Annotated in this window: 16 protein-coding genes; 13 read left to right on the forward strand and 3 right to left on the reverse strand. The window is 62.8% G+C overall.

Going from position 1 to position 22,569, the window contains the following annotated elements; translation table 11 throughout:
• The first annotated feature begins 7 nt into the window (after positions 1-7).
• The 9 genes from cuyB to AC097R_RS03395 all read left to right on the forward strand — a co-directional run bounded on the left by cuyB (position 8) and on the right by AC097R_RS03395 (position 14,298).
• Complete coding sequence (gene cuyB / locus AC097R_RS03355; RefSeq protein WP_479596180.1) at positions 8-724, forward strand: cysteate racemase; 717 nt, start codon at positions 8-10, stop codon at positions 722-724.
• On the forward strand, positions 712-2,199 hold the full coding sequence (locus tag AC097R_RS03360; protein ID WP_479596181.1) for a dicarboxylate/amino acid:cation symporter: 1,488 nt from the start codon (positions 712-714) through the stop codon (positions 2,197-2,199). The genes cuyB and AC097R_RS03360 overlap by 13 nt, the downstream gene beginning before the upstream one ends.
• Positions 2,196-2,702 (forward strand): hypothetical protein, encoded by a 507-nt coding sequence (locus AC097R_RS03365; protein WP_479596182.1) that lies wholly within the window; start codon positions 2,196-2,198, stop codon positions 2,700-2,702. Before AC097R_RS03360 ends, AC097R_RS03365 begins: the two co-directional genes overlap by 4 nt.
• Positions 2,703-2,768: 66 nt before the next feature.
• Positions 2,769-4,097: a type VI secretion system baseplate subunit TssK gene (gene tssK / locus AC097R_RS03370; protein WP_479596183.1), complete on the forward strand. Its 1,329-nt coding sequence runs from the start codon at positions 2,769-2,771 to the stop codon at positions 4,095-4,097.
• A 24-nt stretch (positions 4,098-4,121) separates the two neighbouring features.
• Complete coding sequence (locus tag AC097R_RS03375) at positions 4,122-4,880, forward strand: DotU/TssL family secretion system protein (RefSeq protein WP_479596184.1); 759 nt, start codon at positions 4,122-4,124, stop codon at positions 4,878-4,880.
• Positions 4,877-8,941, forward strand: coding sequence for a type VI secretion system protein (locus tag AC097R_RS03380; RefSeq protein WP_479596185.1), 4,065 nt, complete (start codon positions 4,877-4,879; stop codon positions 8,939-8,941). Before AC097R_RS03375 ends, AC097R_RS03380 begins: the two co-directional genes overlap by 4 nt.
• Positions 8,942-8,951: 10 nt before the next feature.
• Positions 8,952-10,121, forward strand: a complete 1,170-nt coding sequence (gene tssA / locus AC097R_RS03385) for a type VI secretion system protein TssA (protein ID WP_479596186.1) — start codon at positions 8,952-8,954, stop codon at positions 10,119-10,121.
• Between the two features lie 16 nt (positions 10,122-10,137).
• Positions 10,138-10,545, forward strand: a complete 408-nt coding sequence (locus tag AC097R_RS03390) for a hypothetical protein (RefSeq protein WP_479596187.1) — start codon at positions 10,138-10,140, stop codon at positions 10,543-10,545.
• Between the two features lie 12 nt (positions 10,546-10,557).
• Positions 10,558-14,298 (forward strand): hypothetical protein, encoded by a 3,741-nt coding sequence (locus AC097R_RS03395; protein ID WP_479596188.1) that lies wholly within the window; start codon positions 10,558-10,560, stop codon positions 14,296-14,298.
• A 12-nt stretch (positions 14,299-14,310) separates the two neighbouring features.
• Here the strand turns inward: AC097R_RS03395 and AC097R_RS03400 are convergent, their stop codons facing one another.
• Genes AC097R_RS03400 through dacB form a run of 3 tightly spaced genes read right to left on the reverse strand, consistent with a single transcriptional unit; the run spans position 14,311 to position 19,277 of the window.
• Complete coding sequence (locus tag AC097R_RS03400; RefSeq protein WP_479596189.1) at positions 14,311-15,642, reverse strand: DUF3422 family protein; 1,332 nt, start codon at positions 15,640-15,642, stop codon at positions 14,311-14,313.
• Between the two features lie 20 nt (positions 15,643-15,662).
• Positions 15,663-17,807, reverse strand: coding sequence for a SulP family inorganic anion transporter (locus AC097R_RS03405; RefSeq protein ID WP_479596190.1), 2,145 nt, complete (start codon positions 17,805-17,807; stop codon positions 15,663-15,665).
• Between the two features lie 3 nt (positions 17,808-17,810).
• Entirely contained in the window at positions 17,811-19,277 is a 1,467-nt protein-coding gene (dacB, locus tag AC097R_RS03410; RefSeq protein WP_479596191.1) for a D-alanyl-D-alanine carboxypeptidase/D-alanyl-D-alanine endopeptidase, read from the reverse strand.
• 166 nt (positions 19,278-19,443) lie between these two features.
• Here dacB and tsaB point away from each other — a divergent pair, with 166 nt between their 5' ends.
• The 4 genes from tsaB to pyrF all read left to right on the forward strand — a co-directional run bounded on the left by tsaB (position 19,444) and on the right by pyrF (position 22,464).
• Positions 19,444-20,175, forward strand: a complete 732-nt coding sequence (gene tsaB / locus AC097R_RS03415) for a tRNA (adenosine(37)-N6)-threonylcarbamoyltransferase complex dimerization subunit type 1 TsaB (protein ID WP_479596192.1) — start codon at positions 19,444-19,446, stop codon at positions 20,173-20,175.
• 12 nt (positions 20,176-20,187) lie between these two features.
• Positions 20,188-20,655 carry a ribosomal protein S18-alanine N-acetyltransferase gene (gene rimI / locus AC097R_RS03420; protein WP_479596193.1) on the forward strand — a complete coding sequence of 156 codons (468 nt, stop codon included), beginning with the start codon at positions 20,188-20,190 and terminating at the stop codon, positions 20,653-20,655.
• Between the two features lie 22 nt (positions 20,656-20,677).
• Complete coding sequence (locus AC097R_RS03425; protein ID WP_479596194.1) at positions 20,678-21,526, forward strand: uracil-DNA glycosylase; 849 nt, start codon at positions 20,678-20,680, stop codon at positions 21,524-21,526.
• A 98-nt stretch (positions 21,527-21,624) separates the two neighbouring features.
• Positions 21,625-22,464 carry an orotidine-5'-phosphate decarboxylase gene (pyrF, locus tag AC097R_RS03430; RefSeq protein WP_479596195.1) on the forward strand — a complete coding sequence of 280 codons (840 nt, stop codon included), beginning with the start codon at positions 21,625-21,627 and terminating at the stop codon, positions 22,462-22,464.
• Positions 22,465-22,569: the final 105 nt, after the last annotated feature.

Here is a 22,569-nt window from a genome sequence, read left to right on the forward strand (position 1 = left end):
GCGCTGGATGTCACGAATTGGTGTGTTTGGCGGAATGGGCCCTTTGGCCACGGTCGATTTCATGGAGAAATTGGTTCGACTGACGCCTGCCACGCGTGACCAGGACCACATCCCTCTGTTGGTGGCGAGCCTGCCCCACACACATGACCGTTCGAGTGCCATTTTGGGCCGTGGCCGTGACCCGCTTCCGCAATTGCTGGAAGGAATAGACCTGCTCAACCATGCGGGTGTGGGCCTTATCGTCATCCCGTGCAATTCTTCACACCATTGGTTTGCGCAATTGCGTGAACGGAGTAAGGCGCCCTTGCTGCACATTGCCGAGACCAGCGTGGCGGCCGTGCCCCGATCGCCGTTCACGCGCGTTGCGATCTTTGCGACGCGGGGCGCATTGCTGTCGGGCTTCTACCAGCGCTCACTGCTGGCGCAGGGGTTGGACTATTTTCTGCCTGACCCCGAGAGCGTTCAGAACGAGGTCGATGTGTGTATCCGGGAGGTCAAGGCTGGTCGCTTTGACGTGGCGGGCTCCTCGTTGGCGCAAGCCTGTGCAGCAGCAGCAGCAGCAGGAGCTACGGCCCTGATCATGGGGTGTACCGAGATCCCCATTGCAAGTCGGCATGCCGACACCGCCGGATTGACGTTGATCGACAGCTCGTTGGAGTTGGCACGTGCCAGCGTCGCATATGCCCTTGAGCGTGGGTGGAGCAGGCCCGGATGGGACTCCTGAAAACGCTGGCATCCAATCCCCTGATACTGCTGCTATGCCTGTTGGCGGGTGCGGCAGCAGGGAGTGCCGCGCCGGGCGTAGCGGAGCCAGCGTTTGTTTTGGGACAGGTCTACCTTGCCTTGATCAACATGGTGGCTATTCCCTTGATGGTGGTGGCTACTTTCTTTGGCCTGCGCCAAACCCTGGCTTTACCGCAACCGGCGCGCAGAAGCCTGATGATTGTGGTGCTGGCAGTGGGTCTGGTGTTTGCATCAGCAATGTTGGGAACGATTTTTGGCTATGTGACCGATCCAGGCAGCAGCCTGAGTGCGGCCAACCGTGCCTATCTGGGGTCTGTCGTGCTGAGTTCGGCTGCAGGCAACGCCGAACTCTCGTTGTTCGATACAGATACCCAGAATGCGGCTTCCGCGGTCCATGCGTGGGGCGCTTTCCTGCCGGACAATTTTTTCAGAGCTTTGGCCCAGGGCCAGCCGCTTGGAATCCTCATCTGCGCCATTCTTTTTGGATTGGCTTTTGCGTCCATGGGCAAGACCCGGAGCAATGCACTGATGGGGATTTTTGAGGCAATTTACCGCACTTTTGAAACGATTATTTCCCGAGTGAACCTGCTTATTCCGGTTCTGGTGTTTGGCTTAGCAGCGCACTTTGCGGCCAGTGCGGATGGCCAGGTTTTGCGGTCCATGAGTTCCTTTATCGCAGCCTTTGTTGCATTGTCTTTGCTACTCTCCATCTTCGCCACGGTGCTGGTGTGGCGAAACTCAGCCGCACCTTTGTTGACGGTGCTGTCTTGCCTGAAGACACCTGCCTTGATCAGCTTGACATCCGCCAGCTCTACGGCGGGTGTACCAGACACTATTCGTGCCATGAGTGCCAAGCTAGGGTATAGCCGAGGCATTGTTGAACTGGTGGTGCCCGCTGCCTCTATTTTTGTGCGTGCCGGCTCTGCCGTGTATTTCGCACTGTTGGCGGTCTTCGTTGCCAATATTTATGGGCATCCCTTGGATGGCGCCGGGTTGATGCTGATTTGCCTGGGGGCCGCGATGTCGGCTTTTGCCTCGGCCGGGACCAGCAGTTTTGCGGTGGTCGCCTCGGGGAGTGTGGTGTTGTCGTTGCTGAACTTGCCTGTCGAGGCTGCACTGGCGCTTTTCTTGGCAATTGACCTGATTTGTGAGGCACCACGCAATCTGCTCTCCACGCTGTGCTGTTGCGTATTGATCGTCTTGGTGTGCAAAGGGCTCCCCTCTGAGCGTATCGATGTCAAGCAAGGCGACGATGTGGCGGTGGCTGCTCCGGTTCAGTTCTCGTTCACACGCGCCAGTGCCTCCTTTGCGGTCATCTGCTGCGTACTGCTGGCCAGCTTGATTGTGTTGGTTGGAATCGGCGTTGGACAAAGGGCCAGCAGTTCCAGCGTTGGACGGCCTGTCGCAGTTCTTTCTGGGGAATTGCTAGTGGATAATCCTTCGAACACAAAATGATTACCTTCCTGAAGCACGCCCTCCTAGCTTTTGCATTGCTCCATCTCACAGCCTGCGGAGTGTTGGACTACATCATTCCCAAAGGGATGATGGATTTCGCGTCGCCAAAAGGGACCAAGCTGGGGTGGGACAGCGTCACTATCTCGGCGACCAACGACGCAAATCTCAATAGTCCTGTGGCGCTTGACATCGTCATGCTCAAGGACGACGCCTCTTTAAATATGTTGGCGACTCTGCCCGCTGCAAAGTGGTTTGCAACGCGGGGCGAGATGGAGAAGACGTTCCCTCAGGCGATCAGTTACAAAAGCTTCGAAGTCGCACCCGGCCAGACATTGCGTATCGCTGCGGCCGACTTCGGATCTGCGCGAGTGGTCGGCGTCATGATGTACGCCGACTATTTGACACCTGGCGAGCACCGGATCCGGGTAGACCAGCTACAGGGCACCGTGCTGGTTCAGCTGGGCGCCCGCGATTTCACAGTCACCGCGCAGTCGCCCAAATGAACCCCGGAGCCACCATGCTGATTGACATAAAAACCTTTCCCATGGACCAGCAACAGGAGGCGGGCGATGAATAACCCAGGCTCGCCGCGCGCGCGGATTCAGTGGCACGAGGGCATGCTGCTCTCGCCGCAGCACTTTCAGCAAGAGTCCGGCCGTGTGGATGCCCTGCTGGCGTGGCAAATGCAAGTCGCCGTGCCCTTTGCCTGGGGCGTACGACGACTCAAAATAGACACGGCCTTGTTGGCCGCAGGTATTTTGAGAGTGGTCCAGTTGGAAGCGGTGATGCCCGATGGCACAGCGGTGGTGCATTCTGCGCAAGACGTGCAGCATGGCGTTCTGGAGCTCGATTTGGGACCCCACACGACGGCCATGTCGAATGCGGCGGTGGATGTCTACCTTGCTTTGCCCGTTTCGCCCAGCATGCGATCCAATGGCTCGCCTTCGCGCTTTCGCTCCGTGGCGACTGTGGCCGTTGAGGATGAGGTCTCCGAGGCGTTGCCAGCCGACGTGCCCCGGCTGCTTCCCAATTTGTCGCTTCTCGCGGGGGGTACGCCGTCGGGCCTCTACACCAGCTTCAGGTTGGCCACTGTGCTCAAGGACAACGAGGTCATCAAATTGGGTGCGGCGTTGCCGCCCTTGCTGGAGGTTCCCAAAGAGGGAGAGCTTTGGGAGCGCCTTTCCACGTTTGTGGCGCAATTGCGCGGCAAGGCAGCCTTTGTTGCCAAGCAGACCGCAGTGCCATCCTCGCGGACGGAAGACCGTTTGGCCTACCTGGAGCAACGCGAGCGCCTGCGCAACCTGATGACAGGTTTGCCTCTGGTGGAGGCTGTGATGCGCACACCCGCTTTGCATCCCTACCAATTGTTCCTGTCCTTGTGCAGCCTTTTGGGCCCCTTGAGCCTGTTGCGTCCCGGCGGCCTCCCGCCGGTGCCGCCGGAATACGACCATGCCGATCCGTTGGCGACGCTGACCCCGGTGCTGGCGGCCCTGCAGGGTGCGCTGGACGAAATTAGCCAAGACTACCGCGAGTTCAAGTTTGAATTCCGCCACGCCGCATTTGAGATCGTATTGCAGAGTGAATGGATGGCGCCTCAGCTCATTGTGGGGCTGCGCGGTCAGCCAGAGCGCGAATTGATCGCTTGGATGGAGGGCGCCATTGTCGGGTCCCAGTCCACTTACGGCTCCTTGCGGGAACGCCGGATCTTGGGGGCTGAGCGGTTGTTCATCGAGTCCTCCAAGGAGCTCGGTGTACGTGCCAGTGCGGGGTACACCTTGTTCTCCATCAAGCTCGACGAGGCGTTGATACTGGCCGGAGAGCCGTTGGTGATTAGCAACTCTGCCGAAAGTGCTACGGCGCAGCGTCCTCAAGAGATGGTGCTGTTCGTCAAAGGCTGAGACTAAAACAGGAGCAATTTGCGCATGGCCCGTCAGATCCGAGAAAAACACGAAGACGACCATTTGATCGCGCAATTTCGCGCGTTCTTTGCCGAGGTTTCTAAAGCGCAAACCCGTGCGATAGAGATGCGAGAGATCAATCCGGATGCTGCCGCAGCGGCTGTGAGCAAGGATCTGGAGCAGTTGATCGAACTGCAGACCCTGGAATCCAAACGCGAAGGCAGTCGCTCTGAGTTGCAGAGCATTGCCGATGCACGTTACCTCAAGGCTGCTCTGGCGGACGAAATTTTGCTGAACACGGAATGGGTGGGGCGTGATCGCTGGACCGACCATTTGCTGGAGGCCTCGCTGTTCCGGACGAGTTTTGCGGGGGATCGTATCTTTGAAAAGATCGAGGAGTTGTTGTCCAATCGCGAGCCCTCGCTGAGGCCCATTGCGGCACTCTATCTGTTCGCGTTGGCTTTGGGATTTCAGGGCAAGTTCCGTGGCTCGGCCGCGACCGAGCGTTTCGCGGGCTATCGTGCAGAGCTCTTCCAATTTGTGTACCAACGCCAGGCCGATTTGTCGGGGCGTGACCGGGTGCTGTCCGAGCGCGCCTACGCGAGCACCTTGTCGCATCTCTCTCCGCGCAAGATGCCGACCTTGAGCCGTTGGTCGGTTATTTTTTTGGTGGGGGTGCTTGGGCTTTTGGCGGTGTCTGAAATGCTGTGGCTCTGGCAATCGTGGCCGGTGCGTGACGTGCTCCAAAGTGGCGCGAACACAAGCCAGGAGGGTGCCAAATGAGTATCTTGCGAGACAACCTGTTCCTCGCCTCGCTGGCCCTGCTCACCCTGATTGTCTTGGCCGTTCTGGGCCTGGTGCTTTATTTCGCTATGCGCGGTGCTTCCGCCAAGCCGGGCAGTGATCCCAAACTGGCCAAGCTGCGCTTTGACTCTTTGCGCAATTCGTTTCGCCAAGCAGTCGAGTTGATCGAAGGAAATATCGCGGCGCGTTCTGAGCGCTACGCGATCCCCTGGGTATTGGTATTGAACGAAGGATTGGAGCAACGCGGGCTGCCGATTGAACAAGCTGGCGTGCCCAGTGCACTGAGTTCGGAAGCCGCTTCGGCGGCTACCTCACAAGGCATCTCTTGGCATTTCTTCGACAAAGGTGTTGTTGTGGAAATGCAGGGGGCTTACCTGGGCTCGCCAGACGACGAAAATGCGGCAGAAAAACCTTGGGACGAATTTCTCAGCCTGTGCCACAAATACCGCCCCCAGCGCCCGTTTGATTCGGTCGTGATCACTGTGCCGGCCGCCATGCTGATGGATACAAGCCCAGACGCCGCGCTGGAATTGGGCAAGATGGCGCGGCTGGCCCACCGCAGGTTGTGGCTTGCACAAAATCGTTTCGCCATGCGCTTTGCCGTGTATGTTGCGATCTCGGGGTGCGAAAAGATTGAGGGTTTTTCCAGCTTTGCACGGACCTTGCCCGAACCCATGCGCGCGGGCATGCTGGGTTGGTCCTCGCCGTATGACCTGTCAACGACCTACCAGGACACCTGGGTGGGCGAAGCCCTCGATGGTGTGGTGCGTACCATTTCAGATACGTCTGCGGAGCTGTTTGCCAGCAAGCAGACCCTGACCGATACCCGTGGCTTCTTCTTGCTTCCCAGCCGTATCGAGGCCTTGCGCGACCAGCTGCAGGTCTACACCGATGAGCTCATGCGCCCCAGTGCCTACCATGAGCCTTTCTTCTTCCGGGGCATCTACTTCACCGGTGATAGCAGCCAGTCCGCCCAGACCGCCGAGGTGCAGTTCGCAGAAGCGGATGCTGAGCCCGTTCTGGAATCTCTAGACACTGCAGATCTGGTATCTCAGCTCATGCAGGAACCCGCATTTTTGCGGGATCTGTTCGAAAAGAAAATATTCATGGAATATGGGTTGGCGCGTCCCTCGCGCCAACCGCTCGCCCGGCCCATGCTCACCCGCGTTGGTCAGTTCACCGCCATTGTGGTGCTGGGCGGGTGGAGCGTAGGGTTGGTCGTTGCCACGCTGCATCTGGATCGCCGCAGTCACCAGCTCAGCGCGACCCTTCAGCAGATCGAAGCGGACGCCCGCTACCGAACCCAAAAGATGCGGAGTGGGGAGCCGATTACCTCAGACTGGTACAAGGCGCGAACACTGACGCTCCTGAGTGTCATTGAAGAGCTTGGGTCACAGAAAATGTTCTCGGTGTTCATGCCGGGGTCTTGGCCTATCTGGGACAACCTTGACACCCGCGTGGTGGAGCGTGTGGAGCGGGAGTTTGGCGACATTGCCATCGGTACTTTGCGGCGGGAGCTCTATGCACGCGCCTCCGAGCTCACCGGGGTGCCGCAGGATGAAAGCACAGCTGAACTGATCATTGGTGGCGAATGTGTGAATCCCGTGCCTGTGGCTGGCCCGACCCACAAGGCTGTGTTGGCGGTGGAGGACACCGCTGAATTCCCCGCCATGCTGCAATACATCTCGTCGGTAGAGCGGCTGGAGCAGGCTGTGGAAGCGATGAAGCGACTGCAAAAGGGCGGTGCCAACGAAGCCAACGACCTGCGCCTGCTGGTCAAATTTACGCTAGGTGCAGAGCTACCGAGCAACCTCTCGCAAAGCCTGCGGTTGCTGCGCGGCAGCGACTCTGGCTCCAGTGGTTCCAATGGTGTCAGTGTCATGCACATGCAGCAGGCCGTGCGCTGCTCGCTGGTCAAAGGCATGAACGCGCTGGACCAGCGGGTGTTTGTCAACAATGACCTGCTGGTCATGGAGCGCCAACTGGCGGCCTTGAGCTACCGGCTCTTGTCGACCGATTTCCGTGTCACTGGTTTTGCCCAGACGGTGGCAGGCTACAAGGAAATCCTGAACATCATCCGTGAGCAGGAAAATATGCTGGCGACCGGCCGAGGTGGCTGGATGCATGAATTGAATTTCGATTTGGGCAAGGCCTATGCCGCGGCGCTGGACCGGATTGCGCAGGCGACACGCCTTCTGGGTCCCGAGGCGGCTGAGCAAGTCCGCCAGCGCGCAGTCAACGAGTTTCTGAAGTTTTCCAGCGAGTTCTCGGCCCGTTCCAATTCTGAACAGCAAAGCGACATCGTGTGGCAGGAAAAGGAAGCGCGCTATGGCCTCTCGGCGCAGCGGTTGGGCCTGCGTGATGCGATTACCGGCTTGTTAGCTCAGCCCTTCATGACGCAGCCCGGAGACCGTGACATCCCCGAGATTCCCGCACAGGGCGTTCTGCTGTGGGACGTCGCCAAGCTGGACCAGGCGCTGGCACTGGGTGACCTGCACAAGCGCTTCATGGCCGAAGGCTTGCTGAAGTTTCCACCGTCCAATCGTCCGGGAGTAGTGGCGTTCCTGAATGCGCAGTTCGCACGGTTGATCAATGATCGCATCGTCGATGCCTTGTCGGTGAGTGGTCGCGTGGACCCCGCCAATGCGACCGATGCCAACGCGTTTGATGCTGCACGTACCCGGCTCACCAAGGTAGAGGCTTTGTTGTCCGATCTCGGTGCCAACGCCACCGCAGACACTTTGCAGCGTTTGGTGTCTGCGGACGCGAGCATCCGCTTGCGCCAGATCGACAAGAGCCTCAATCAGTCCGATCTGTACGCAATTCGGGGACGTGACTTCAGCTACTGGACCGGCGACCGTGGGCCTTTGCTGCAGGCATTCGGAGTGCCCGATACCCAAGCCCTGCAGCAGTACTTGGCGCTGCAATTCAGCCGGGCCGAGACCTTGGGGCGGCAGGCCGAAATCTATCTGCCTTCATTGGACAAGATATCGACCGATGGCCAATTGGCCAACCGCTGGCAGGCCATCAATCGCGAGCTGGAACGCTACCGCAGCAAGAACCCCAACAGCAGCCTTGGGGTGTACGAGCAATTCTTGCTCACTGTCGGTGCAGAGACTGATCGCAATACCTGCACCGAGAAACTGGCCGGGAAATCTCCGGGTAGCCGACCCGCAGACTATTTTTCGGAGCGCTATGTTCAGGTCTATGGCGCCTTGCTCAAGCGCTGCAACGAACTGCGCTACACCGAGCAATTGGAGCAATGGTCCGCCTTCGCAAATGCCTTCAATGGACAGGTCGCTGGCCGCGCGCCCTTCGCAGTGCCTGGGGTCAAAGACACGATCGATGCGGACTACGAAGATGTCAACCAGTTGCTGAAGACCTCTGAAAAGCTGTCCCGCGTGTTGAAAGATCCTCTGGCCGCGAGCCGCACGGCGCCGTATTCCCAGTCCGTGCGCAAGTTCTCGGACCAGTTCGAGCGCGTGCGCGCCTTCTTGGCGCCCCTGTATCCGCCGGAAGACGGCATGGTGCCTGGCTACGATGTGATGGTGGAGTTTCGCGCCAACCAGGCTGCAGAAATCGAAGGCAACAAGGTCATTGATTGGTCACTGGATGTCGGGCCACAAACGATCAAGCTGCGCGATACCCCCCGTTTGATGCGTTGGGAGCCTGGTATGCCGGTGATGCTGAACTTGCGGCTCGCCAAAGACATTCCTGGCAACGCTCTGCCCGATCCTCAACAAACGGCGATGGCCGTCGATGGCAAGACGGTGACCTATCGTTTCACCGACACATGGTCGTTGGTACGCATGGTGCAGCGCCAGCGCGAGGCGGACCCGAGCGGCCGCGGCGATCTGCGTACCCAGCTGCTGCGCATGGAGTTCCCGATTGGAACCGGCACCGAACCGGGCAAGGGCGCACAACCCGACACCCGCGCCAAAGTCTATCTGCGGTTGACATTGTTCCCCGTGGGCAAACGTACCCCCATGGTGTGGCCTGTTTCCTTCCCCGTCCGGGCTCCTGAATTCAATGGCCAGTGAGCGCCAGCACATGGATGATTTTGATGAGTTCCAGCCCGATATAGAGGGTTTGCTTGTGCCCGTCGCGGGCGAATTGCCGGCCGGCCCCTCCATGCGCTATGACCCACAGTACATGGCCATCCGGGCCGCACGCGAGGAAGAAGACCCGCGACTGCCCATGCGGGAATGGGAGCGCCCCCTGAAGAAGGCGGATTGGCGTGCGGTGGCGGACAACGCCTGCGCCATCTTGCGCAGTCGCTCCAAGGATTTTCAGGTTGCGGCGTGGCTGTGCGAGGCCTGGATACAGCAGCACCAGCTCAAGGGCTTTCATGCAGCGGTGACGCTGATCACGGGGCTGGTTGAGGGGTATTGGGATACGGCCCACCCCCAAATTGAGGCGGACGACGACGAGGCCCGCATCGCCCCGCTGTACTGGATGAATGAAAACCTGCCGCGGGTGCTGATGCTGCGCGTGCCGCTAATGCATCTGCCAGAGCGCATGCCCAGTGCCGTGAATGTGTTTGATTGGGAACAGGCGCTGGCGCTGGAAAACCGCAAGCCCGAGGGCAAGAAGTCCGCGCCGGCCAAGAACGCCGCTGTGGTGGATAGCCCCATTCCTACGCGCTCGGAGATCGTGGCGGGGGCCAGTGGTGCCCAATTGCAGTTGCTCATTGACAATCGCCATCTTCTATTGACGAGCGTGGCCGCATGGGAAGTTTTCACCCAGGCGTTGAACGAAAAAATGGGCATGCAGGCGCCCAGTGTGGCCAAGGTTCCGGATGTGTTGCAACGCATGCTGCGCATGTGTGACACCCTGATTGCCGGGCGTGAACCCCAACCCAAAACGCTACCGGTTGCTACACCGGCTCCCGCTCCCACCGCACCGGCTGTGCCGGCACTGGCGGCGGCATCTAAGGCTGCAGCAGCTCCTGCGGCTTCATTGCCGGCATCCCCACCTTTACCTGAAAGTGATAACGCCATGGGCCCAATCAACAGCCGTGAAGATGCTTATCGCATGCTCGATGCCGTGGCGGAGTATTTGCAAAAAACGGAGCCACACAGCCCCACGCCGTATTTGGTCAAGCGTGCAGTCACCTGGGGGCGCATGTCGCTGGGAGATCTGATGCAGGAGATCGTGCGCGAAGAAGGCGACATTGGACGGTACTTTTCTCTATTGGGCATCAAAGAGCCCAAGGGTTGAGCGATAGGGTGTGACCATGCTCTCGGACGCCGAAGTCATTCAACGCATGCGCGAGTTCCTGGCGGCCCAAGCGCCATTACAGGGGCTTGGCGGTTTGGGGGCGCCTTCTCATATGCTGTTGGGGTGGCCCGAGGCCCCCGAAGAGGCCGCGACTCCGGTCAGCGATGCCGCCCCCGTGAATCTGAACACACTGCCCGACAAGCCGCCTGTCCCTCCCCTGTTGCCTATCCTCGAAGAGGTGCAGCTTGGGAATGCCCAGGTCCTGCCCGAGATCGACCAGACGCTGGAGCAAATCGATGTCTCCATCGGGGGCGTTGACCAGGCCGGGGTATCGCTGGAACCCGCCCCGCTACAAATTCCCAAGATTGAGGAAGCTATGACCGAGGCAGGCGGCAACGTCAAGAAGACACTGGACGCGCTCTGACGGTTGCCCGCCATGCAGCTTGTTACCAAGGCGACCGACGCCATCACCGAAGGCGCTAACCAGGTCGTTGCGGCGGTCCTGAAGGCCAAGGCCACTGTCGAAGAAGAAGTGGTCGGCGGCATTGAGGAAGCCACCAACACGGTCAACCTGGTGGTGGAAAAAGTCACCGGTATCGCCCAAGCCATCCAGGGCCTGCAGGACACGCTGAATCCGCAAGCCCTGTCCGGGCCGCTGCTTACCGCCTTGCAGTCACTGCCTCCACAAGCGCAGGACATGGCGGACCAGTTGAAAGGCATGGGCGAACGCCTGCTCGCCGTCGGAGAAAACTTGGCGGGTGTCACCACCGATGTGCAGGATATCGTAGCCATGGCCCAGGGCCTGCCGCAGCGCGTGGCCGACATTCGCCCCGACGTCACGGCGGTGCCGCCGCGCGTGGAGTCGGTGATTGCAGAAGGCAAGGGTTTGATGGATAAGGCCCGTGCGCTGGGGCCGCGCATGCAAGCCTTTGCAGATCAGCTCGCTCCGCTGCAGCAGCGCGCGCAGCAACTGCGCAGCACCCGCCCTGCCGATCTGGTGGCCACTCAAGCCCAGATCGCCGTGGAGGTGCAGAAGCTGGTTGGCAGTGTGCAGACGGAGATTGACAACACCGACGCCGATCTTGCCAGTACGGCCACCGACATCCGTACCCAGGTGAACGCGACCGAGCAACTGGTTGCCGACATGGTGCAGGACGTGCGGGGCAAGGTGGACGCTTTGATCGACGAGGTTAGCGGGGTGCTGGATCCCATCGTCGAGCGGGTGGACACCGCCGTGAGCGACATTGAGGCCGAACTCCAGCTGCTGCGTGGCATGGGCGATACCCTCAAGGACAAGGTGAATGCACTCATCGAGGGCGTGTTGCACCCCGTGCGCGAGGTGGAGTCTGCCATCGATACCGTGGTCGAACAGATCGACACGGTGGCGCAAACGGTAGACGCGATTCTGGACGCCGTCGAGTCTGCGTTGCAGCGCCTGGAGCGCACCGTCGAGAAGCTCAAGCGCAGCCTGGACGAGGTAGTGGACGCCGTCGACCACGCCATCCACGGCCTGCAGGACGCCCTGCAGGAGGTGGTGCGCGAGATCGACAATCTGGAGGTGCTGCTGAACCACCTGCCAGAAGAGTTCGACATCGTGGAGCAGCAGATCGACCTCTCCAAAGTGTCCATTGCCCAGGTGCAGGACACCATCCGCCAGTTCATGGTGGTGGCAGATCGCAGCCTGGCCCAGGCTGCACGGGAGATGGACCAGGCCAATGGTCTGTGCGACCAGGCCATCGAGGTGTGCACCAAGTACATCAGCCGCTCCATGGCCATGGTGGCGGCGCGCGCCCTGTTCATGGGCGTTAAGGGCATGATCCCCGGCATCAAGACCACGATCGCCACCGCACGCACCACGGTCAAGACCGCTGGGGATACTTCCATCGGCTTGATGGACGAGGCCATCGTGCAGGTGGAAGGCTTGCGGCCGGTGTTGGCACAGGTCGTGGAGCTGGTGCGCCAAAGCATCGCGCAGGTCATCTTCGTGCTCGACCAGGTCAAGACTGCGGTGCAGGAAGCCAGTGCCCAGATGGATGCCGTCTCCGAGCAAATGCATACGGTGGTGGAGCAAGTCAAACTGCAGCCTGATCCCCTGTTGGCCCAGGTGCGTCAGGCCCGTGACGACTTTTTGGCCGCGGCGCAGCCCCTGGAAAAAATCCAACTGCTGCACGACAAGGTGGTGGAGATTAAAGCGACCGCCGTTGTGCCCGTACACGACAAAATCGATGCGATGCGCACGCAGTTGCTGGATGCGGTCTCCAAGGTGCAGGCACAGATGCAGCCGCCCATGGATCTGGTCAAGCAACAGATGCGTGTGGTCCACCAGCAGATCGACATGCTCAAGGTCAAGGTGCATGAACCACCCGCCAAGTTGATGGACATGGTGGAGGACCTGCGCCAGCAGTTCCATATCCAGTTGCAGAAGGCGCTGGGCGTCATGGACGGGCTGTTTGCGCAGGCCCGCAATGTGGTGCGCCAGGCCAAGGTGGCAGTCGACCGCGCCGCGGGACTCAGTGGTGATGCGGTGCGCATGTCAGCGCAGTTGGAGACCCAGTGGGCACAGGCGCAGAGCACGGTAGACCGACTCTCCGAGCAGGGCCAGTCCGCACTAGACGCGGCTAAAGGCCAGGTGGATGGGGTGCAGGCGCGCATCGACGACGCCAAGACCAAAGCCGCCGCCGCACTGGATTCGGTTAGCAGCAAGCTCAAGGAGGCCGGCCAGGCCGTGTCGGGTGCCCAGGAAGGTATGAAGACCGCAGGCGGTAGTGCGAAAGAAGCGGCAGACTCCGCCACGTCCGAGGCAGACTCCTTGCAGTCATCAGGCCAGCCGGTGCAAGACGCACTGCAACAGGCCCAGGACGACGCTGCCTCTGCAGGCGACACGGTCAACGCTGCCACAGAGGGGCCCTGTTCACAGATGAACCAAGCCCTGGAGACGGTCAAGAGCATGAAGGATGACACCCTGGCTGCGCTGCAGCCGGCGGCCGATGCGGCCGAGTCGGTGCAGGCCAAGATGCAGGAAAGCCTGGCCTCAGTGGCGGCGCCGGTGGATGCGTTGAAGGACAAGGTCAAGGAAGCGTCTGCGCAAATGGCTGAGAAAACGCAAGCAGCGCAGGCGCAGGTGCAAAAGCTGCGCGACCAGGGGCAGGCGCTGATCGACGATGCCAAAAAGAAGGTGGAGAGCGCCAAACAGGAGGCGCAGGTCGCGCGGGCCGATGCGGTGAAGGCGGAGGCCACGATGGATGCGGCGGTAGTGGCACAGGGCGGGCAGTCGCAGGCAGCCAAAGCGGCCGCGGCGGCCGCTGCTGCGGCTCCACCCTCTGGTGCCGCCCCTGCCGCCGCCGCAGCAGCGGGTAGTTCTGGAGCCGCCGCCGGTGCGCCGGCTGCGGGTGGTGCCACGGCCGCCGCACCTGCGGCTGGCGCCGGGGCCCCCGCGGGCGGCGGTGCTGCGCCCCAAGAGGCGGCCAAGACTGCTGCACCAGCGGCTGCGCCTGCAGCCGCACCCGCTACTGCTACTGCTACTGCTACTGCTACTGCTACTGCTACTGCTACTGCTACTGCTACTGCTACTGCTGCTGCTGCTGCTGCGCCCCCAGCGTCCCCCGCTGCCGCAGGTCAAGCACCCCAAACCGCCGCCGCTCAGGCGCCAGAAAATGCCGCAGCGGCACCCGGCGCTGCGAGCGCTCCCGCTAGCACTGCACCAGCGCCTGGCGCAGCTGCGACCTCGCCGCCCGTTGCTTCTTCTGCCAACGCCGCCGCTAGCGCGCCTGCAGGTTCCACGGCCGCGGCCGGCGCCGCCCCGCAAGCCCCGGCGGAGCCCGCGGTGCCGGGCATGGCCATCCCCGAGATGCCAGCCCTGCCCGAAATCCCGGCGATGCCAGAGATCCCGCCGCTGGACATGCCTGCCATGCCAGCCGTCGATGGCCTGACCTTGCCCAAGGACATCGCATTGCCGGAGGTGAAACTTCCCGACCTTGCAACACCAATGGCGGTGCCTGATCTGTCCGCGCTCAAGGTGCCGGAGCTGCCTGTTGCAGGATTGAACTTGCCGCCGGGCCTGACCTTGCCAGAGGGCTTTGCCCTGCCCCCGGGCACCACCATGCCCGAATTCAGCGATGTCGCCAGTGCGCAGCAGTGGCTGGACGCCTTGGCGAAAACTGCCCCTCCACCGGGTTGAGGCAAAAGAGTTTCAGTCGGCGTCCAGCGCTTGGTTCACGCGCCGCACCATCCACCAGACACCGCCCAATGCCACTGGAATCAGGGCCCCTACCCATAGCTGGGGATCAAACGCCAGCCCGCCACTCTTGAGTGCTTGGGCCGCCTGCCACAGCAAACTGACGATGAAATAGGTGGTGGCCGCAATGGTCAGCCCCGCCACCGTCCGCTGCAGGCGCCGCACCAACAACTGGGTGCTGCGCAGTGTGGCAATGGCATGCCGGTTCTGCGCCTCCCCGATGGCCTGGATGCGTGTTTGCAACAGGGCCGTGGTGTGGCTGATGCGCACCGACAGATCCCCCATGCGCTTTTCGGTAGCCGTGATGGTGGCGATGGCCGGCGCCAGCCGGCGGTCCAGCAGTTCACTGAGTGCACGGGTTTCTGGCGCCGCTTTCTCACGCAACTCGCTCAGCCGTTGCGTGACGATGGCTGCGTAGGCCCGGCTGGCATCGAACAGCGCGCGGTGTTCCGCAATGCTGCGCTCCAGACGCGCCGCAAGGGGCGTGAGTTGGTCCAGCAACTCCTGGTTGTGGGTCAAAATGCCGCGCAACTGCCCGCTGAGATCGACCAGCTCGTTCTCCATCTCGGTGATCTGGGGCTGGAGCTGTTGCGCGGCGGGCAAGCCACGCAGGGCCATGATCCGGTAGGTCTCGATGTCCAGCAGGCGCTGGGCAATGCGTCCTGCCCGCGGTTCGCTCATGCCCGGTGTGGCCACCACCAACAGGCGCTCAAACCCGTCGGGCTGGAGCGCCAGGTCGGTGACGATGCAGGAATGCGGCGGGGTGCCCATCAGGGCGGCCACGGCGGCGCCTTCGGCAAACCAGTGGCCATAGGCCGTGGCCCGCGTGACGGCATGTGGGGGCTCGCCCCACAGCATCACGAGATGCATGGCGGCCAGCGTGGTGCCGGGAATATTCTCCAGCCAGCCATCGTCCGGAAACAGCTGAGACACATACTGCTGCGGCACGTCGTTGATCAGCGTGGCCGGTGGCAAGGCGCGCATCAGCGTGTAGCGCGTGAACTCGGTATGGCGTTCCCAACGCAGCGTGCAGGGCCCCACCTGTACACGCAACTGTTGCGCCTGCAGCATGGAGACGTCCAGATCCTTTTGGCCCGGCAACAAGGCCAGGTGGGCGCATTCGGTTTGCAGGTCCACGTCCGCATTGCGCACGACCACACACAGCAAGTGCACCGGCAGGCCCATGCGGGGCGGAGGGCGCAGCAGTACCTCGTTGTGCAGCACGGCGCGCAGCACATCGTCTTCGGGCAGATGCCGTTTGCCGGGTGCAGCGTAGTGAGAGTTCATGGTGGGCTCAGGGGCTTGCCTTAGGGTGCAACACTGCGCAGCCGCAGGGACAGTTCCCTGGCGATATTGCGCGTGATTTTCAGGGCCGCAGCCGGATGTTGCACCATCAGTGTAGCAATGGCGTCGCGGTCCAAAAGCCATGCGCTCACCGCGGTGTCGGCCCGCGCGCTGGCGGAGCGCGCTTGGCCATCGATCAGCCCCATTTCCCCCACGAACTGGCCCGGCCCCAGGGTGGCCAGCCGCGCAGCATCCTGCTGGGCATCCCACAGGATGCTGACCTGCCCGGCTGTGAGAAGCCAGATGCCGTTGGCCTGCGCGCCCCGGTCAAACAAGGTGGCGCCTTGGTTCACGTTGCGCATCTCGCCCAGAGCCACAACGGCCTGCACCTCGTTTTGCGTCAGGTCGTGCAGAAGTTGGTTGTGGACAATGGGCTGTGTCTGGGCACCGTGGAAAACGCCGGCATCTGCCAACAGACGGTTTTCGCAGTCTTCCAGGCTGCGGTCCAAGTCGGGGTGGTAAGCCACCCCGGGCAGTTGGCCCACGCCGGCACGCAGGGCTTGCGATGGCGAACTGCCCAGACCGCTGAGCAACACGGTGCGCCCGTCTGCCCGCAAGGCGAGCACCAGATTGCGCACTGCATTCACCCCGCTGGGATCCACTTCGTACACCTGGCTCAGGTCCAGAGCCACCAAGGTGGCCTGAGCATCGAGTTCGCTGGCGAGCTGCTGCAAGCGCACGCTGTTGCCAAAAAACAGATGTCCCGTCAGCTGCAGCACGCCCACGGTACGCGCCTGCTGGCCCAGCAGGCCGAGTTCCTCCGGGCTGCGGACGCGCCGCGAACGGCGGGTGTCCAGATAGGTCCACTGGGCCGTGAGATGGCTGGATACCCGCTTGAGCACGGCCAGGCTGGACAGGGCGATGCCCACGGTGCAGGCCCAGATCAGGTCACCAAAAAAACCAATCAGCGAAATCACCGTGGTGATTTGAAATCCGAGGTCGGAGATCGTCGCCGTACGATGACGCAGCAGTTGTGCCAATTGGGCGCGGAATATGGGATCGACCAAGGGGCCGCATTGCAGCAACAGGAGGCCCGCGCCAATGCCCACAGGAAGGGCGATCAGCCAGGGTGCGGCCAGCAGCAGGGCTGCCAATGCCGCTGCGTAGGCCACCAGCACGGCAAACGCACCGCGGCCCCCTGCGTTGCGATGCGCCACGCTGACCAGGGCGCTGGTGGTACAGGGCACCCCGCCGACCAGCGCGCCGACCATATTGGCGCCACCCAAAGCGATCAATTCACGGTTGCCATCGGTGCGCAGGTTGAAGCGGTTTTCCATGAGTGCGGCCGCCGTGAAGCTCTCCAGAATCATGATGAGCGCCAGCGTGATGGTGCCGGGCACAGCGATGCGCAGCATGCGGGGCAGTTCTCCCAGCGCCATATCCGACCCGTGCAGTACCGGCACCCATTGGCCGGGTGCTATCGACAGCAGAGACAACGCGGGAGCGGATTCGGCAGCTAACAGTCGCGTCATGGCGAGGCCCGTCAACACAGAAGTCACCACCGCAGGGATGGCGCGTGTCCACGCCGTGGTGCGTTGCAGCCATTGCCACAGTGCGTAGGTTCCCAGCATGGCCAGCGCCGTAAGTCCGGCACCGGATTCCGCGCCCCAGAGCCGCTGCAGGGCCAACCAGGCCAGCAGCAAGGCCGTGCCATTGCCAATGCCGGCGGAGACCGGCGATGGGATCATCTTGAACATGGTGCCCAGCCGAAAGACGCCGGCGAGCAGCACCAGCGTGCTGGCCGAGAAGTACAGGATGGCACCGGTGGCCAGGCCTGCGCGCAATTGCTCGGGTGTCAGTCCCTGGGGCAGGTCGGGCGCGTGGGTACCTGTAGATGCCACGCACAGCAAATAGACCAGCGTGGCGTAGGTGGTCTGCGATGCCGCACGTGGTGCAGACAGAAGGGCGGTATGCCCCCCCAGTGCAAAGCGTGCCAAAGGAACCACACTGACGGCCACGAGCGTGGCCCAATAGCCTGCGCCCAAGGCGGTACTGCCCAACAGCCCGACCAAGATGAGGATCGGGGCGATAAAGCTGGACAGGCCCTGCAGGGCGGTCTCCAGGCCGCCGCGCAGGTCCCGGCTCCAGGAAGGGGTGGTGGTGAGCATGGGCTACTGGTCGTTGGCTACAAAATTCACCAAAGCGTCGATGGCTGGTCGCGCCTCGCCAGCGTTAGGGTGGTTGATGAAGGCCACCACCACATAGCGTTTGCCGCTGGTCGCCAGCACATAGCCGGCCCGTGCCACCACATTGCTCAGGCTGCCGGTCTTCAGGTGGGCGCTGACGCCACCTTTCACCTTGCGCAGCGTACCGTCCACGCCCGAGATGGGCAGGGACGACATCAGCTCCGGCATCACCGGCGAAACATAGGCGGTTTGCAGCATGCGGCCCAGCGCCTGGGCGCTGATGCGCTCCTGGCGCGACAGGCCGGAGCCGTTCTCCAGCACCGGCACATCGTCCGGGCTGATGCGCTCGCGCCACCAGCGCTGCACCACGGCGCGGCTGGCCGTGAAGCTGCCTTGGGGCAGCGTGGGATCGGATTGGCTCTCTGTCGATGCCGCGGTGGGTGCGCTGCCCGCGCGGCCCAGCGTCAGAAACACCTGCTGCGCCATGACGTTGTTGCTGTACTTGTTGATATCGCGGATGACCTCGGCCAACGGTGCCGAGTTGCTCACAAAGGCGGGCTTGCCAGCCGCCAGTGCGGGTGGCACCAGGCCAAAGCGCACCGCACCCATGACCTTGCCACCCATGCTCTCCCAAAGGCCCTGCACGGCGCGCGGGGCGTAGCTCTTGGCATCGGCATAGGCCACGGGCCAAACCTTTTCGCCACAGCTGGCTGGGTAGCTGCCCAGAAAGCGAATGCGCGCGGGGTCGGCAAAGTCGGCCTTCAGTGTGCCGCGGTAGTCGCCGCAGTCGCCCACGCCCAGTGGCACGGTGGCGGCCAGCGTGACGCCGGCCAGGGGCGGGTCGTACTGCACCTGGGCCACATTGCCGGCGCGGTCGGGTGTGAAGGTCATCACCACCGATTTGAAGTTGATCAGCAGCGCATCGGGTGCCGCGTTGTACGGGCGCAGCGGCTCGCCGTCGAACTTGGACGGGTCGGTCTCGGGCACCTCCAGTGCACTGCGGTCCAGCACGATGTCGCCCGCAATGGTCTTGATGCCCAGGCCCTGCACGCGGCGCAGCAACAACCACAGGCGCTCCAGCACCAGCTTGGGGTCGCCCTGGCCTTTGACGTAGAGGTTGCCGTTGAGGATGCCGTTTTGCACCGTGCCGTCGGTGTACACCGGCGTGGCCCAGCTGTAGGCGGGGCCTAGCAAGTCCAATGCGGCATAGGTGGTCACCAGCTTCATGACCGAGGCCGGGTTCATCGGCGTGCTGGCGCGGTAGGCCAAGCGGGCCGGGGCGCTGGGGGTTTGGGCGTCCACGACCAGAAAGGCCACCGCATCGCGTGGCACCTTGGCGCGGGCGAGGGCGGCATCCACCTCGGGCGGCAGGGGCTGGGCCAGGCTGGGCAGGGCTGCGGCCAGCAGGCCAAGGGTCAGGAGCGTAGGGCGGAGGCTAAGGGTCAGGGGCATCGCGGGATTATCCGGGCAAGCCCCGATAATCGGGGAATGCCTTCATTCACTCCCATTTGCGCCCGCGATAGTGGTTGCGTTTCCCCGCAGGGGTGCGCAATGCTCCTAAATCAGGAGCTGCTCGCGCAATATCCACGGGGGCTAGAGGCCTATTTTTCTTAAAATCATGAACTTGCTGGCCATCGACACCGGTACCGAACACTTGTCCATTGCGGTCTGCCAGGGCCCCACGGTGTGGCAATACACGGGGGCAGGCGGTGCCCGCGCGTCCACCGACCTGATTGCCGGGGTGCTGGATCTGCTGGCCCAGGCGGGCCTGACGCTGCCTGCGCTGGACGCTATTGCCTTTGGTGCGGGGCCAGGCTCGTTCACCGGGCTGCGCACGGCGTGTTCCGTGGTCCAGGGCCTGGCGTTTGGTGCCAAGCTGCGGGTGTTGCCCGTGGATTCGTTGATGGCTGTGGCTGAAGACGCGCGCCTGGCTGCTGCGCCCGATGCGCCAGCCCTGCAGGTGCTGGCCCTGCTGGATGCCCGCATGGACGAGATGTATGCCGCCCACTACGCCTATGCCCATGGCCAGTGGCGTGTGCTGCAGCCCCAGCAACTGCTGCGTCCCGAGCATTTGGTGCTGCCTGCGGACGACGCAGCGCTCGGCCCTCTGTTGCTGGCAGGCAATGTGTTTGGCGTGTACGCCAACCGCTTGCCCGCAGCCGCGCTGCAGGCCACCACCGTGGTGAAGGCCCTGCCCACTGCGACGGCCATGCTGCGCCTGGCGCCCACCCTGTTGGCAGCAGGCCAAGCCGTGGACGCGGCCCACGCCATGCCCAGCTATATCCGCGACAAGGTGGCCAAAACCACGGCCGAGCGCATGGCTGAAAAAGCCGCAGCTGCGGCTGCCTGAGCCTCGCACGCTATGTCGTCTCTCCCACGCGAACCGGAAGCTATCTTTGAGCCCCTGCTGGCCGACCGCCTGGACGAGGTGTTGCGCGTGGAAGACCGTGCGTATGCCCACCCCTGGAACCGTACCAATTTTCTGGACGCACTGCACAGCGGTTACCAGGCCCAAATGCTCATGGCCGATGGCTATGTGCTGGGCTACTTTGTGGCCATGAAGGGAGTGGACGAGGTGCACCTGCTCAATATCACCGTGGCGCCCGAATTCCAGGGCCAGGGCTGGGCCCGCGTGATGCTGGACGGCCTGGCGGTATGGGCCCGTGGCCAAGGTGCGCAGTGGCTGTGGCTGGAGGCTCGCGTGAGCAACCTGCGTGCCCTGCATGTGTACGAGCGCTACGGCTACCGCCGCGTGGGCCAGCGCAAAGCCTATTACCCGGCAGACGGTGGCCAGCGCGAAGACGCGGTGGTCATGAGCCTGCCCCTCTGAATTCGACGAGAACCATTCCACCATGGCCCTGAACCTTGACGACCGCCAACGCGCCATGCTGCTGGAGATGGGCGTGCGCGTCTGGCTGCCTGGTACCGCGTTTGAGACCGAACCGCCCAGTGTGGTGGCCTCTGCACCAACTGCAACGCGCGTGCCCGCCCCAGCGGAGCGAGCGGTTGCCACGCGCACCGAGGCGCCCCCTCCCGCAGTGGCGCCGGTACGTGCTGTGCCTACTGTGCACGCAGCGCTGCCGCTGACCGCGGGCGATGGCCTGGCCATGGACCTGGCCGGTTTAGGCTGGGAAGCGCTGGCCGACACCGCCGCCAGCTGCCAGGCCTGTGGCCTGTGCGCGGGCCGCAAAAACGCGACCCTGCAGCCCGCCACGGGTCAGCGCGATTGGATGGTGGTGGGCGACCCGCCCGAAGAAGACGAAGACCGCGCGGCCCAGGCCTTCGTGGACAACCCCGGCGCACTGCTGGACAACATGCTGAAGGCCGTGGGCGCCAGCCGCGCGGGCGAGGGCGCTCAAGGTGCCTACGCCACCAACGTGGTGAAGTGCCGCCCACCCCACGGGCAGATTCCGCAAGCCGCTGACCTAGCCCAGTGCGCGCACTACCTGCAGCGCGAAATAGCGTTGCTGCAGCCCAAGGTCATCCTGGCCATGGGCCGCTTTGCCACCCAGACCCTGCTGGCCGAACGCGGCGCGCTGGCCACCCAGCCGCTGGGCAAGCTGCGCGGCACGGTGTACCAGTACCAGGGCATCCCCGTTGTCGTGACCTACCACCCCAAAGTGCTGCTGCGTGCCAGCGCCGACAAGGCCAAAGCCTGGGCCGACCTGTGCCTGGCCATGGACGTACGGGATGGCCGGTAGGGCCCCCACTCTCCGCCGCTGCGCGGGTCGCTGCGCCCCGAGCGGGCTCATTTGCCTTGGGGCGGCCCGGCGGCAAATGGTCTCCGTAAAATAGCCCCATGACCTTTCTTGACCAGTTGCGCACCGCCGAGCGCCAAAACGGCTCCCTGTTGTGCGTGGGCCTGGACCCCGAACCCGCCAAGTTTCCCGCCCACCTCAAGGGCGACGCCAGCAAAATCTACGATTTCTGTGCCGCCATCGTCGACGCCACCGCCGACTTGGTCATCAGCTTCAAACCACAGATTGCCTACTTCGCCGCGCACCGTGCCGAAGACCAGCTCGAAAAGCTCATGGAGCACATGCGCCGCACCGCACCCCAAGTGCCCATCATCTTGGATGCCAAGCGCGGTGATATCGGCAGCACGGCAGAGCAGTACGCCAAGGAAGCCTTCGAGCGCTACGGTGCCGATGCTGTCACGTTGTCGCCCTTCATGGGGTTTGATTCTGTGCAGCCGTATTTGAAGTACCACGGCAAGGGCGCGTTTCTGCTGTGCCGCACCTCCAACCCTGGTGGCGATGACCTGCAGCCCCAGCGTCTGCTGGATGTGCCGGGCCAGCCGCGCCTGTACGAACACATTGCCGCGCTGGCCCAAGGCCCCTGGAACCTGAATGGCCAACTGGGCCTGGTGGTGGGGGCTACTTACCCCGCAGAAATTGAACGCGTACGCGCACTGGCGCCCACCTTGCCTCTGCTGATTCCTGGTGTGGGCGCGCAAGGCGGCGATGCGGTGGCCACGGTCAAAGCCGGATGGAAAGCCGCTGGTGGTGAGACGACTGCGCCCATCGTGGTGAACTCTTCGCGTGCCATTTTGTATGCCGCGAGTGGTGCTGATTTTGCGTCTGCAGCCCGCCAGGAAGCGCTGCGCACCCGCGAGATATTGCAAGCAGCCACGCGCTGAATACCGCATGGGCCAGGCCCATGTCGTCAAGCGCACCCTCGGTAAATGTTTGTAAGAGCGCTGGGCAATCCGGCGGGATGGCCCTAGCCTCGGGCCCTACTTACA

It is taken from the genome of Rhodoferax sp. ZS1R25 (assembly GCF_056521335.1).